The following is a 13152-nucleotide window of genomic DNA, read 5'->3' on the forward strand; positions in this document are numbered from 1 at the left end:
TTCCGGACCAAATTTTCGACCATATTGATGATCTCGGGTGAGTCGCGCCCCTAGACGGGCTGCGCGTCGGGGAACGTCCACGACCCGTCGAGGATCTCGGGCCTCGGCCGGTACAGCCGCACGATGTAGTTCCAGCCCTCGGTGATCGGCAGCACGTTGGTCGCGCCGCTGCCACCGAACTGCACGGTGGTGGAGCCGTCGTCGTCCTTGACCGCGGTGATGTTGTTCAGCGAGTAGGCGTTCTGCGGGTTCGCGGTGAAATAGCCGTCCTTGTTGTAGACGGTCACCGACCAGAACCCGTCCACCGGGACGTCTTTCACGGTCAGGCGGTGCACGGTGGAGCCGTCGTTCCCGGCCGGCACCACTGTGAGATAGAGCGCGTCGCGCGCGGGGTTGCCGCCCCAGGCGAACGCCGAGCCGATCAGATGCCGGACCGGCTCCACTTCGTACTTGGGGCCGAACATCCGGTTGGTGTCCTTGAGTGTGGTTGACAACGTGATGAGCGCATCGCGAACCGTCTTCTGGCTGACCGGATCCCACTGCGGGACCTCGAAGAATCCCGGCACGGCCTGCGCGACGGTGATCGCGTCCTGCAGGGCGTGCACCGCGGCCAGGTCAGCGGTATCGCCCGGATCGACAAGGGTGCGCACCGCCACGATCGCAAAACGGGTGTCGACGGAGTCGCGGCTGAACGTCACCTCGGCCGGCGAATAGGCGATGTTGGTGGTGTAGTGGTCCTCGCTGATGACCTGCAGCGACATGAACCGGTCCCCGCTCTCGGGCAGCGTGATGGTCACGGGACCGCCGTCGAGATCGAACACCGCCGCGGAGTACAGCGTGTCCCGGTTCTGCCGGATGACGATCTGGTGGTCGATCGGGGTCAGTTCGCGGTTGTGGAAGAACTTACCGAAACCGCCGTCCTTGACCGCACTTGCGAAGTACAGGTCGGATTCGGCGCGCGCGAAGTTGTCGGGGCTCACCAGTTCGGTCATGCCCACAACGCTGCCACACCAACGGTGCCGGAGGCGGCTGGACCGGCTAAGCGATGGCGCCTAGTGACCGAAGAGTGTCGGCAGCGCGAGCGCCGAGTCGATGGCCAGGGCGCAGAACACCACGGCGAGGTAGTTGTTCGACTGCAGGAACAACCGCAGCGGCTTCACCGGCTCGCCACGCTTGACCCCGGAGTAGAGCTGGTGGGCCATCACCAGGAACCAGGCGCCCGCAAGCAGCGCGACGGCGCCGTAGAGCCATCCGGTGGCCAGCGCGAGCACCAGCGTGGTGATGACCGTGAGCCAGGTGTAGATCAGGATCTGGCGGGTGACCTGGCGCTCGGTGGCCACGGCGGGCAGCATCGGCACCCCGGCCGCCTTGTAATCGTCCTTGTAGCGCATCGCCAGCGCCCAGGTGTGCGGCGGAGTCCAAAAGAAGATGATCAGGAACATCACCAATGCCGGCCACTGGATGGTGCCGGTCACCGCGGACCAGCCGATCATCACCGGCATGCAACCGGCCGCCCCGCCCCACACCACGTTCTGCGAGGTGCGGCGCTTGAGCAGCAACGTGTAGACGAAAACGTAGAACGCGATGGTGGCCACTGCCAGCACACCCGACAGCAGATTCGACGTCCAGGTCAGCCAGCAGAACGAGGTGACCGAGAGCACCAGACCGAAGAGCAGTGCGTGCCGCGTCGGGACCGAGGCCTGGGCCAGCGGGCGGCGAGCGGTGCGCTTCATCACCTTGTCGATGTCGGCGTCGGCCACACAGTTGAGGGTGTTGGCTCCGGCCGCGGCCAGCATGCCGCCCACCAACGTGTTCAGGATCAGCAGCGGGTCAACAGTGCCCCGGTCTGCCAGCAACATCGCCGGGATGGTGGTGACCAGCAACAACTCGATCACACGCGGCTTGGTCAACGCCAAATACGACAGGATGGTGGATCGTATTCGGCTCGGCGCCCCATTGATGAGCCGGCGCTCGCGAATGCTCACGCAAATAACTCCTCGGGTGGCGTCACGCGGCTTCTACTACAGACGATGGTAGACCGCCGCCCGAACAGCTCGGCACCGCAGGGTCTGTTCCGGGCGACAACGGGGTAAACGACGGGGTATCGGTGTGAGAACCAGTCTGCATCGGATGAGTCGGCCCCACTAGGGTGTTTGAGGTAGCAGCATGGCAACTGCGCGCGCACGTGCCGGCAGATAGAAGACGAGGAAGTGAGCTTAGTGACCACCGCCGAAGAGATCACCGCTCTCACCCAGCCCAACCACCCAGATGACTGGACCGAAGTCGACAGCGTTGCGGTCGACACCGTCCGGGTGCTCGCGGCTGACGCGGTGCAGAAGGTCGGCAACGGCCACCCGGGAACAGCGATGAGCCTGGCTCCCCTCGCCTACACGCTGTTCCAGCGGCAGCTGCGCCACGATCCCAGCGACACCGAGTGGATCGGCCGGGACCGTTTCGTACTGTCCTGCGGGCATTCCAGCCTGACCCTTTACCTGCAGCTCTACCTCGGCGGGTTCGGCCTGGAGCTGGCCGACATCGAGGCGCTGCGCACCTGGGGTTCGCTGACCCCGGGCCATCCCGAGTACCACCACACCAAGGGTGTGGAGATCACCACCGGTCCGCTCGGCCAGGGGCTGGCGTCGGCGGTCGGAATGGCGATGGCCGCTCGTTACGAGCGTGGCCTGTTCGATCCCGACACCGCACCGGGCGAGAGCCCGTTCGACCACTACATCTATGTGGTGGCCTCGGACGGCGACATGGAGGAGGGCGTCACCAGCGAGGCGTCGTCGCTCGCGGGCACCCAGCAGCTCGGCAATCTCATCGTGTTCTGGGATGACAACAAGATCTCCATCGAGCACAACACCGACATCGCGCTGAGCGAGGATGTGCCCGCGCGCTACCGCGCCTACGGCTGGCACGTCCAGGAGGTCGAGGGCGGCGAGAACGTCGTGGGGATCGAACAGGCGATCGCCGAGGCCAAGAAGGTCACCGACAAGCCCTCGTTCATCGCGCTGCGGACCATCATCGGCTACCCCGCCCCCACCAAGATGAACACCGGTGGCGTGCACGGGTCGGCCCTGGGCGCCGACGAGGTGGCAGCGACCAAGAAGATCCTCGGCTTCGACCCCGACAAGAGCTTCGACGTGCGCGACGACGTCATCGCCCACACCCGTGAGCTGGTGAACCGCGGCAAGAAGGCGCACGCCGACTGGCAGGTGACCTTCGATGCCTGGGCCGAGCGCGAGCCCGAGCGCAAGGAGCTGCTGGACCGGCTGCAGGCACAGAAGCTCCCCGAGGGCTGGGACGCCGACCTGCCGCACTGGGAGCTCGATTCCAAGCCGGTGGCCACCCGTGCCGCCTCGGGTGCCGTGCTGGCCGCCGTCGGCCAGACGCTGCCCGAGCTGTGGGGCGGTTCGGCCGACCTGGCCGGCAGCAACAACACCACCATCAAGGGCGCGAATTCGTTTGGGCCTCCGTCGATCTCGACCGAGGACTGGAATGCGACCTGGTACGGCCGCACCCTGCACTTCGGTATCCGCGAGCATGCGATGGGCGCCATCCTGTCCGGCATCGTGCTGCATGGCCCGACCCGCCCGTACGGCGGAACGTTCCTCCAGTTCTCGGATTACATGCGGCCCGCCGTGCGTTTGGCCTCATTGATGAACATCGATCCGGTCTACGTCTGGACGCATGATTCGATCGGCCTCGGCGAGGACGGCCCGACGCACCAGCCGATCGAGCACCTGGCGGCGCTGCGCGCGATCCCGAACCTGTCGGTGGTCCGTCCGGGTGATCCGAACGAGACCGCCTACGCCTGGAAGACCGTGCTGGAGCGCACCGCCAGCACCGGACCGGTCGGCTTGATCCTGACCCGTCAGGGGGTCCCGGTGATCGAGGGCACCAGCGCCGAAGGCGTGGCCCGCGGTGGCTATGTGCTCGGCGGCGCCCCCGACGAGAACCCCGACGTGGTGATCATCGCCACGGGTTCCGAGCTCCAGCTCGCCGTCGCAGCGCAGAAGCTGTTGGCGGACAAGGAGATCACCGCCAGCGTGGTGTCGATGCCGTGTGTCGAATGGTTCGAATCGCAGCCCAAGGAGTACCGCGATTCGGTGCTGCCGCCTGCGGTTTCGGCCCGGGTGGCGGTCGAGGCCGGAGTGGCGCAGAGTTGGTACAAGCTGGTCGGCGACACCGGCGAGATCGTCTCGATCGAGCACTACGGCGCCTCGGCCGACGACAAGACGCTGTTCCGTGAGTTCGGTTTCACCCCCGAGGCCGTGGCGGCCGCGGCGGAACGATCCCTAGACAACTGACAGACGACTGGCAGGAGAAGGCGAATATGACTCAGAACCCGAATCTCGCGGCGCTGAGTGCCGCGGGTGTGTCCGTCTGGCTCGACGATCTGTCGCGCGAGCGGTTGCAATCAGGAAACCTGACGGAGCTCATCAATACCCGCAGCGTCGTGGGTGTGACCACCAACCCGTCGATCTTCCAGGCTGCGCTGTCGAAGGGCACCGCCTACGACGCTCAGGTCAAGGAACTCGCCGAGCGGGGCGCCGACGTCGACGCCACCATCCGCACCGTCACCACCGACGACGTCCGCAACGCCTGCGACGTCCTGGCCAAGCAGTACGAGGCCTCCGAGGGTGTCGACGGCCGGGTGTCGATCGAGGTCGACCCGCGGCTGGCCCACGACACCGACAAGACGATCCTGCAGGCGATCGAGCTGTGGAAGATCGTCGACCGGCCCAACCTGTTGATCAAGATTCCCGCGACGCTTGCCGGGTTGCCCGCGATCACCGCGGTGATCGCAGAGGGCATCTCGGTCAACGTCACGCTGATCTTCTCGGTCGAGCGGCACCGCGCGGTGATGGATGCCTACCTGGACGGACTGGAGAAGGCCCGCGAAGCCGGCCACGATCTGTCCAAGATCCACTCGGTCGCCTCGTTCTTCGTGTCCCGCGTGGACACCGAGATCGACAACCGGCTAGAGAAGATCGGTTCCGAAGACGCGTTGGCACTGCGCGGCAAGGCCGGTGTGGCCAACTCGCGCCTGGCCTACGCGGCCTACGAGGAAGTCTTCGGCGGCGAGCGCTTCGCGGCGCTCAAGGGTGACGGCGCCCGCGTGCAGCGCGTGCTGTGGGCGTCCACCGGCGTCAAGAACCCGGACTACTCGGACACGCTCTACGTCACCGAGTTGGTCGCACCGCACACGGTGAACACCCTGCCGGAGAAGACGCTGGAAGCGGTCGCCGACCACGGCAAGATCACCGGTGACACCATCACCGGGACTGCGGCGGCATCGCAGGAAGTCTTCGACAGTCTCAGCGCCGTCGGCATCGACCTGGTCGATGTCTTCAAGGTGCTCGAGGACGAGGGTGTGGACAAGTTCGAGAAGTCGTGGCAGGAACTGCTCGACGCAACACAGGGCCAACTCGACGCCGCCACGCGATGAGCGCCTGCGCGAAGAGCCGAGGACGACGATGAGCCCGGCCGGCGCCGACACGACCGCCTGGCGTAACCCGTTGCGGGACAAGCGCGACAAGCGCATGCCCCGCATCGCGGGGCCCTGTGCGGTGGTGATCTTCGGCGTCACGGGTGACCTGGCCCGCAAGAAGCTGATGCCGGCCATCTACGACCTGGCCAATCGCGGCTTGCTGCCACCCAGCTTCGCGCTGGTGGGCTTCGCTCGCCGCGATTGGGCGGATGAGGATTTCGGCAAGATCGTCTTCGACGCGGTCAAACAGCACGCCCGCACGCCCTTCCGCCAGGAGGTCTGGGATCGCCTGGCGGAGGGGTTCCGGTTCGTACAGGGCACTTTCGACGATGACGCCTCGTTCGAACGCCTCAAGGAGACCCTGCACAAACTCGACGTCGAACGCGGCACCAGCGGCAATCATGCTTTCTACCTGTCGATCCCGCCGAAGGCATTCCCTCAGGTCTGCGAGCAACTGTCGAAATCCGGGCTGGCCGACAAGCCGGAGGGCAGCTGGAGCCGGGTGGTCATCGAGAAGCCGTTCGGTCACGACCTCAAGAGCGCCGAGGAACTCAACGCTGTGGTCAACAGCGTGTTCCCGGAGTCGTCGGTGTTCCGCATCGACCACTACCTGGGCAAGGAGACCGTTCAGAACCTCCTGGCGCTGCGCTTCGCCAACGAGATGTTCGAGCCGGTGTTGAACTCGCACTATGTCGACAGTGTGCAGATCACGATGGCCGAGGACATCGGGCTCGGTGGGCGCGGCGGCTACTACGACGGTGTCGGTGCCGCCCGGGACGTCATCCAGAACCACCTGCTGCAGCTGCTGGCGCTGACGGCGATGGAGGAGCCGGTGAGCTTCTCCCCCGCCGAGCTGCAAGCCGAGAAGATCAAGGTCCTTTCGGCGACCCGGCTCGCCGAGCCGCTGGACGAGACCAGTTCCCGCGGGCAGTACGCCGCCGGCTGGCAGGGCGGCGAGAAGGTCGTCGGGCTGCTGGACGAGGAAGGCTTCTCGAAGACATCGACCACTGAGACGTTCGCAGCCATCACCCTGGATGTGGACACCCGGCGCTGGGCCGGTGTGCCGTTCTATCTGCGCACCGGAAAACGCTTGGGCCGCAGAGTCACCGAGATCGCACTGTTGTTCAAGCGCGCGCCACACCTGCCCTTCGATGCCACGATGACCGACGAGCTCGGCCAGAACGCACTCGTGATCCGGGTACAACCCGACGAAGGAATCACCCTGCGGTTCGGGTCCAAGGTTCCCGGCCACATCATGGAAGTCCGCGATGTCAGCATGGACTTCTCCTACGGCTCGGCCTTCGCCGAGGAGTCACCGGAAGCATACGAACGCCTGATCCTCGATGTACTGCTGGGCGAGCCATCGCTGTTCCCGGTCAATGCCGAGGTCGAATTGTGCTGGAAGATCCTGGATCCCGCACTGGAGTACTGGGCGACGCACGGTAAGCCCGATTCGTACGAGTCCGGAACGTGGGGCCCCGATTCGGCGTTCGAGATGCTGCGCCGGTCGGGCCGGGAATGGAGGCGACCCTAATGATCGTCGATCTGCCCGAGACCAATACCGGGGCGATCAACAAGAAGATCGTCGCTCTGCGCGAGGAGGGCGGTGCGATCACCCTCGGTCGGGTGCTGACCCTGGTCATCGCCCCCGACACCGAATCGGTGCTCGAGGAGTCGATCGAGGCGGCCAACTGGGCCAGCCGTGAGCATCCGTGCCGCGTGATCGTGGTCATTCCCGGGGACCGACTGACCACCGAGGCCCGGCTGGATGCCCAGCTGCGGGTGGGCCGCGACGCCGGCGCGAACGAGGTGGTGGTGTTGCGTCTGTCCGGTCCGCTGGCCAACCACGCCAGCAGTGTGGTGACGCCGTTCCTGCTGCCCGACACCCCCGTGGTGACCTGGTGGCCCGACCTCGCGCCTGCCGTCCCCGCAAAGGATCCGTTGGGCAAGTTGGCGATTCGCCGGATCACCGACGCCACCAACGGCACCGATCCATTGGCCTGCATCAAGAGCAGGCTCAACGGCTATACGGCCGGTGACACCGATCTGGCCTGGAGCCGCGTCACCTATTGGCGCGCATTGCTGGCCGCGGCGATCGACCAGCCGCCGCACGAACCCATCACGTCCGCACTGGTGTCCGGGCTCAAGGACGAACCGGCACTTGACATCCTGGCCGGCTGGTTGGCCAACCGAATCGACGGGCCAGTGACCCGGACGACGGGCGAATTGAAGGTCGAGCTGACCAGACCCAGTGAAACCGTGACCCTGGCACGTCCGCAGACCGGCGTCACCGCCGTACTGAGCCGTACCGGCAAGCCGGATGCGTTGGTGCCGCTGGCCCGCCGCGAGGCCAAGGAGTGCCTGGCCGAGGATCTACGCCGCCTCGACGCCGACGAAATCTACTACGACGCCCTCACGGGCATCGACAAGGTGAGCTATGTCTGAACGCATCATCGAGACCTACACCGACGCAGGCGAATTGGCGAAGGCGGCAGGTGCGAGGCTGGTCGGTGCGATCACTTCGGCCATCGCCACCCGCGGCACGGCGAACATCGTGCTGACCGGCGGCACGGTCGGCATCGCACTGCTGCGACATGTCGCCGGCGCCGAGATCGAATGGTCGAACGTGCAGCTGTACTGGGGTGACGATCGCTACGTGCCCCAGGGCGACGCCGAGCGTAATGACCAGCAAGCACATGACGCGCTGTTGGAGAGCATCAACATTCCGCCGGCGAATGTGCACCGGATGGCCACCAGCGACGGCTTGTTCGGCGACGCCATCGACGATGCCGCCGCCGCATACGAAAAGGAGCTGCCGGCACAGTTCGACGTGCATCTGCTGGGCATGGGTGGCGAAGGACACATCAACTCGTTGTTCCCGGACACCCCGGCGGTGCGGGAGACCACCCGACTGGTGGTCGCGGTGACCGACTCCCCCAAGCCACCGCCGCGCCGGATCACCCTGACCCTGCCCGCGATTCAACGGTCCCGCGAGGTCTGGCTGGTGGTGTCCGGGGAGGCGAAGGCCGAAGCGGTCGCCGCCGCGGTCGGCGGTGCGGATCCGGTCGACATTCCCGCTGCCGGCGCCATCGGTCAGGAGAAGACCATCTGGCTGCTCGACGAGGCCGCCGCCGGCAAGCTCTGAGTCGACCGTCTAGTCATCCGCGGCACCACCGCGCCGCTCGCTCGTCGAATCCGCCAAAGCCTCGGCGTAGCCGGCCAGGTATTCGGCCACTTGATGGTTGCGTGTGACCCGATCGGCCGCCACGGCCGATCGGGCTCGGTGTTCGCAGAATTGCCGCACAGCCATTCAGACGCAGTTCGTCCATGTTTGGTTCCTTTCCGGCCATACTGTCGGCATGGCAGACAAAGGCGACGGCCGCACCCGCCCGAATTCCGGGCGGCAGAGAATTCGGACACTGACGCAGGCCGCGCTCAACGCCGACATGACCGTGGAGCAGGTCGACACCCTGCTCACCGATCTCAGCACCACTCTGGTCGACCTCAACAAGTCGACCGGCGGCCTGGATGCGACCCTGGACCGGTTCAACGACACCATCACCCGAATCGACGAGCTCGCGCCGCGCCTCATCGGCGTGGTCGAACGCCTCGAGTCGATCGTGGACCGCGTCGAAGTCATCGTCGGGATCGGCGAAGCGGTGATGTCACCGCTGGCAGCCACCGAAACCGCCGTGCGCGGCATCGTCAAGGCAATCCGCGATCGATCCTTTCTCTAGAACCGGCCCACTCGACGCCCTCGGTTACAGTGGTCGTCATGGGTGCCGGATTCGATCGCGCAGAAGCACGTCACGTGCACGCTGCCGCAGCGTTCGCACCTAGTTTGCTGGCGTCGATCTGGAACCGGGCCCGCCTGGCACCGCTGAAGAGGATCGCGGGTTAGCTCTCGCTGCCCATTTGATCCTGCTATCAGCTTCGAGGCGTCATGAAGCCGTCCCTATACGCCGTTGCGGCGTCGCTCTACCTGACCGAATACACCCTCTACTCCAACTCGTCGTCGGCTGTGCTGCTGAACTCAGCGATCGCCGGCCACTTCGGTATCCCGTTCTCCCAGGCCGCCTACATCGGTGTGGCATTCCTGGCCGGATTCTGCCTGGCATTACTGCCCGCGGGCCTGCTGTCGCACCGGTGCCGGCCCGCCGCCGTGTTCTTCGCCGGTTCGGCGGCGCTGGCCGTGCTAGGTGTCGCCGCCGGCCTCAGTCCCGAGTTCTGGGTCCTCATCGCATTGCGGTTCCTGCAGGGCATCGCCTCGGCTGTGCTCGCACCCCAGATCTTCCGGATCATCCGGGCTCAGTTCTATCCGGACCATCACTCGACCGTCCTCGGCGCGTGGGGCCTGGTGGTGTCGGCATCCGCACTGTGTTCCCCGTTGATCACCGCTCTGCTCAACGATCTGTGGGGCTGGCGCTCGTTCCCGTACGAGACGGTGGTGACCACGGTCGTGGCGATGGTGCTGTTGGCCCTGGCACCGGGGACCTCGGCTACCACCGACGAACACACCACGCCCCACCGGGAGGCGATCCCGCTCGTGGGCCTCGCCGCGGTGCAGTTGGCGATCTTCCTGGCGATCGGCTGGTCCGGCACGCTGCACAGCAAGGTGGCCCTGCTCGCGGTCGCGATCCTGCTCGGGATTGCCGTGATCGTCCTGCGCGGCCGGTCACAGGCACGTGTCCTGTCGAGAAGCCTGCTGGTGGTGTTCGTGGCCGGCATCGCGACGAACGTGTTCACGCTGTCGGTGGTGTACGTCCTGCAACAGGTGCGAGGGCTGAATTCCTATGGCTCGGCGCTGTTCCTGGTGCCGATGGCGTTCTTCGCCGGGCTGATCCCCATGCTGAGGTTCGGCAGGCCCGGGGACAATCCGAAGAGCACTCGGCTCGTGTGTGCCGGCTCGGCATTCCTGATCGTGACCGGTCTGAGCCTGCCTGCCCAGCAACTACTGATCAGTGCGGTGCTGATGGGCGCCGCGATGGGATTCCTGTGGAGTTCGCTGGCCAGTAACGTACTGACCAATTCGACGCACATCCCGTTCGATTCCAGCCTGTACCACTACCTTCGGGCGCTGGGCGCCGCGATCGGGGTGGCAACGGGAGCGACGATGATCGACGGCCTGGGCACCGCACTGTTCGGCGGGGCGGCCGTGGTGGTGACGGTGACCGGATTGATCGCGACGCTGGCTGCCTGTTCGGCATGGCAGGCAACACAATCGGTGCGGGTGCGATGATGCGCGACCTCACCTTCGGCTGGCCGACGCATCAGCTCACCGACGATCCGCGCCTGGCATACAACAGCATCTCGAAAACGCACTGCCGGCTGATCTACGAGAGCCTGCTCGACATCGACCCGGACACCGGGAACCTGCTGCCGTGGCTGGCCACCGCATGGCACTACCGTGACCCGCTCACCCTGGACCTGACCATCCGGCCCGACAGGCGCTTCTCCGATGGCACGCCGCTCACGCCCGAGGCGGTTGTGCGGAGCTTCTCCGGCATCATTGCCCTCGAACAGGTTTCACCGCTGCCGGCCGCGGTCACGATGCTCACCGGACTCGGCCGCATCGAGGCCGGGGCCGACAAGGTGACGTTTCACTTCGTGCGACACAACGCGGCATTCCTCCGGTCGCTGGCCAGTGTGAACCTCGCGATCAGGAGCCCAGCGGGACTGGGCACCGGCCGGTGGGTGCAGACCGAGGAAGGCGTCGCCGACGGAACACGTCGGCTGGCGTTCCGCAAGGCCGGCACCGGCGATGTGTACGCCGGGCCGATCGACGGATACGTTGTCGCCGAACTCCACAACCCTGGCATCAGTTACGGGTTGTGCCCCAACGCATCCCGCGGCCCGCTGACCGATCCCAGAATCCGGCGTGCGCTGTCTCTGCTGATCGATCGGCAAGCGTTGCGGCCAATCCTGGATGTCGATGGGTACGGTGTCGCGTCGTCGGTACTCACGCCGACGACCGACGGCTACCGGGACTGCTCGGCCGACCTCGGCCACGATCCGGCGACCGCTCACCGGCTTCTCACTGCCGCAGACGCTCGACGACTTTCGTTCGAGGTGGTGTTCAACAGCACGTTCTCCCCCGTCGACGCCGCAATCCTCACCGCCGTCGCGGCACAGTGGCAGCACCACGGCATCGAGCTCATCCTCGCAGATGTCGACTTCCCCGAACTCCGAAGCCGCCAGCAATCCGGCGACTACGACTTCCGATTCTTCTATTTCACCGGTAGCGACCCCGATCTGTTGCGGTACCAGTTCGCCGTCGGCCAGCGGAACATGAACCGCCGCAACGGACCCGACGATCTCGACACACTGCTCGACGCCCAGCTCACCTGCGCAGACCTCGACGCTCGCGGCGCGCTGGTGCACGACATCCAGCGGCGGATCCTCGACAGCGGCCTGTGGCTGCCGCTCTGCAATGTCCGCACCGTCACCAGCTATCGGCCCGGCGCGTTGTCCGGTGTCTACCTCGACGCCGAGGCCCTGGCCCGCATCCCCTGAACCTGAGAGGCACATCATGGAAATCGCCATCATCGGTGCCGGCCTCGGCGGACTGGCCGCCGCTGTCGCGCTGCAGCACCACGGCCATCGTCCCGTCGTGTACGACAAGACCCGCGAACTAGGCGAGGTCGGCGGCCCGCTTGGGATCTCACCGCAGACCCTGAGACTGCTCGACCAGTGGAACATCGTCGATGCCTTCAACGAGATTTCTTCGGCCACAAAATACTTCGAGAACCTCGATCAGAAGGGGCGGCTGGAGAGGATCACCGACTACGCCGCCACCCCGGAAGCCGGATCCGAACACGGCCGGTTCGGCTACGCCGACGCCGAGGTGTCGCCACGCACCGTGCACCGCGCGGATCTGCACAGCCTGTTGGTGTCGACCGTGGGTTCCGGGCAGGTGCGGCTGCGCCATGAGCTCGCCGGCATCACCGAGCGCGACGATCACGTCGAGCTCAGCTTCACCAACGGTGAGGTACTGCGGGCCGGTTTGGTGATCGCAGCCGACGGCCTGCGTTCGAGAGTGCGAAAGATGTTCAGCAGCGATGACATTCACTACTGCGGCTCGGTGATCTTCCGGGCCGTGAGCCCCGCCGAATGTCTTGAGGCCTCCAACGACCGACTCCGGTCGTGGCATTCCGCGGACTACGCCAAACACGTCATCTCGATGCCGGTGCGGGCCGGCAGACAGGTGGCCGTCGACGCCACCCTCGGGGTGGACGAACCGCCGCTGCACCTGTGGTCGGCCCAAGCCGATCTGCAGGCGTTGGCCCGCCAGTTCGACGAGTTCGATCCCGCGGTCGGGCGGATGCTGCGGGCCGCGACGAGCCCGGTCTACATGCATCCGGTGTACGACCGGGATCCGATCGACCGGTGGACGAGTGCACGGGTTGCTCTACTCGGGGACGCGGCCCACCCGATGACACCGTTCGGCGGCCAGGGCGCCAACCAGGCCATCCAGGACGCCGCGGAGCTGGCAACCCAGATCTCCACCACGCGCGACGGCGACCTCACCCAGGCGCTGCGGCGTTACCAACGCATCAGAACGGAGCAGACGGCCGAGATCCAGCGTGCCGCACGGGGTTATGCCGACCGCCGGGCCACGGTGTCGCTCCGGCTGGCTGACATTCTGGTGGGCTAGCCAC

11 protein-coding genes are annotated in these 13152 nt (G+C 66.1%); 9 read left to right on the top strand and 2 right to left on the bottom strand.

The window, feature by feature from the left end:
• Window positions 1-50 precede the first annotated feature (50 nt).
• Both ACNQVK_RS21495 and ACNQVK_RS21500 read right to left on the bottom strand, forming a co-directional pair.
• The gene (locus ACNQVK_RS21495; RefSeq protein ID WP_418034253.1) at window positions 51-980 is read right to left on the bottom strand and encodes a DUF1254 domain-containing protein; all 930 of its coding nucleotides are present in this window, start codon (window positions 978-980) and stop codon (window positions 51-53) included.
• A gap of 72 nt (window positions 981-1052) precedes the next feature.
• A complete protein-coding gene (locus tag ACNQVK_RS21500) occupies window positions 1053-1985 on the bottom strand; it encodes a heme o synthase (protein ID WP_418031113.1) in 933 nt (310 codons plus the stop codon).
• Window positions 1986-2219: 234 nt separating this feature from the next.
• Here ACNQVK_RS21500 and tkt point away from each other — a divergent pair, with 234 nt between their 5' ends.
• The 9 genes from tkt to ACNQVK_RS21545 all read left to right on the top strand — a co-directional run bounded on the left by tkt (window position 2220) and on the right by ACNQVK_RS21545 (window position 13148).
• Complete coding sequence (gene tkt, locus ACNQVK_RS21505) at window positions 2220-4310, top strand: transketolase (RefSeq protein ID WP_418034254.1); 2091 nt, start codon at window positions 2220-2222, stop codon at window positions 4308-4310.
• 26 nt (window positions 4311-4336) lie between these two features.
• Entirely contained in the window at window positions 4337-5452 is a 1116-nt protein-coding gene (gene tal, locus ACNQVK_RS21510; protein ID WP_418031114.1) for a transaldolase, read from the top strand.
• 28 nt (window positions 5453-5480) lie between these two features.
• On the top strand, window positions 5481-7028 hold the full coding sequence (zwf, locus tag ACNQVK_RS21515) for a glucose-6-phosphate dehydrogenase (protein ID WP_418031115.1): 1548 nt from the start codon (window positions 5481-5483) through the stop codon (window positions 7026-7028).
• Complete coding sequence (gene opcA / locus ACNQVK_RS21520; RefSeq protein ID WP_044518261.1) at window positions 7028-7939, top strand: glucose-6-phosphate dehydrogenase assembly protein OpcA; 912 nt, start codon at window positions 7028-7030, stop codon at window positions 7937-7939. Before zwf ends, opcA begins: the two co-directional genes overlap by 1 nt.
• The gene (gene pgl / locus ACNQVK_RS21525; protein ID WP_418031117.1) at window positions 7932-8639 is read left to right on the top strand and encodes a 6-phosphogluconolactonase; all 708 of its coding nucleotides are present in this window, start codon (window positions 7932-7934) and stop codon (window positions 8637-8639) included. Before opcA ends, pgl begins: the two co-directional genes overlap by 8 nt.
• Window positions 8640-8853: 214 nt before the next feature.
• Window positions 8854-9231 carry a hypothetical protein gene (locus ACNQVK_RS21530; RefSeq protein ID WP_044518257.1) on the top strand — a complete coding sequence of 126 codons (378 nt, stop codon included), beginning with the start codon at window positions 8854-8856 and terminating at the stop codon, window positions 9229-9231.
• A 206-nt stretch (window positions 9232-9437) separates the two neighbouring features.
• Window positions 9438-10733 carry an MFS transporter gene (locus ACNQVK_RS21535; RefSeq protein ID WP_418031118.1) on the top strand — a complete coding sequence of 432 codons (1296 nt, stop codon included), beginning with the start codon at window positions 9438-9440 and terminating at the stop codon, window positions 10731-10733.
• A complete protein-coding gene (locus ACNQVK_RS21540) occupies window positions 10700-12007 on the top strand; it encodes an ABC transporter substrate-binding protein (RefSeq protein ID WP_418031119.1) in 1308 nt (435 codons plus the stop codon). Before ACNQVK_RS21535 ends, ACNQVK_RS21540 begins: the two co-directional genes overlap by 34 nt.
• Window positions 12008-12023: 16 nt before the next feature.
• A complete protein-coding gene (locus tag ACNQVK_RS21545; protein WP_418031120.1) occupies window positions 12024-13148 on the top strand; it encodes an FAD-dependent oxidoreductase in 1125 nt (374 codons plus the stop codon).
• Window positions 13149-13152: the final 4 nt, after the last annotated feature.

Source organism: Mycobacterium sp. 134, from assembly GCF_048282715.1.
Taxonomy (GTDB): domain Bacteria; phylum Actinomycetota; class Actinomycetes; order Mycobacteriales; family Mycobacteriaceae; genus Mycobacterium; species Mycobacterium septicum.

Coding starts and splice junctions, on each gene's coding strand:
- tal (WP_418031114.1), top strand. CDS start 4,337: ATGACTCAGAACCCGAATCTCGCGGCGCTGAGTGCCGCGGGTGTGTCC.
- zwf (WP_418031115.1), top strand. CDS start 5,481: ATGAGCCCGGCCGGCGCCGACACGACCGCCTGGCGTAACCCGTTGCGG.
- opcA (WP_044518261.1), top strand. CDS start 7,028: ATGATCGTCGATCTGCCCGAGACCAATACCGGGGCGATCAACAAGAAG.
- pgl (WP_418031117.1), top strand. CDS start 7,932: ATGTCTGAACGCATCATCGAGACCTACACCGACGCAGGCGAATTGGCG.
- ACNQVK_RS21530 (WP_044518257.1), top strand. CDS start 8,854: ATGGCAGACAAAGGCGACGGCCGCACCCGCCCGAATTCCGGGCGGCAG.
- ACNQVK_RS21535 (WP_418031118.1), top strand. CDS start 9,438: ATGAAGCCGTCCCTATACGCCGTTGCGGCGTCGCTCTACCTGACCGAA.
- ACNQVK_RS21540 (WP_418031119.1), top strand. CDS start 10,700: ATGGCAGGCAACACAATCGGTGCGGGTGCGATGATGCGCGACCTCACC.
- ACNQVK_RS21545 (WP_418031120.1), top strand. CDS start 12,024: ATGGAAATCGCCATCATCGGTGCCGGCCTCGGCGGACTGGCCGCCGCT.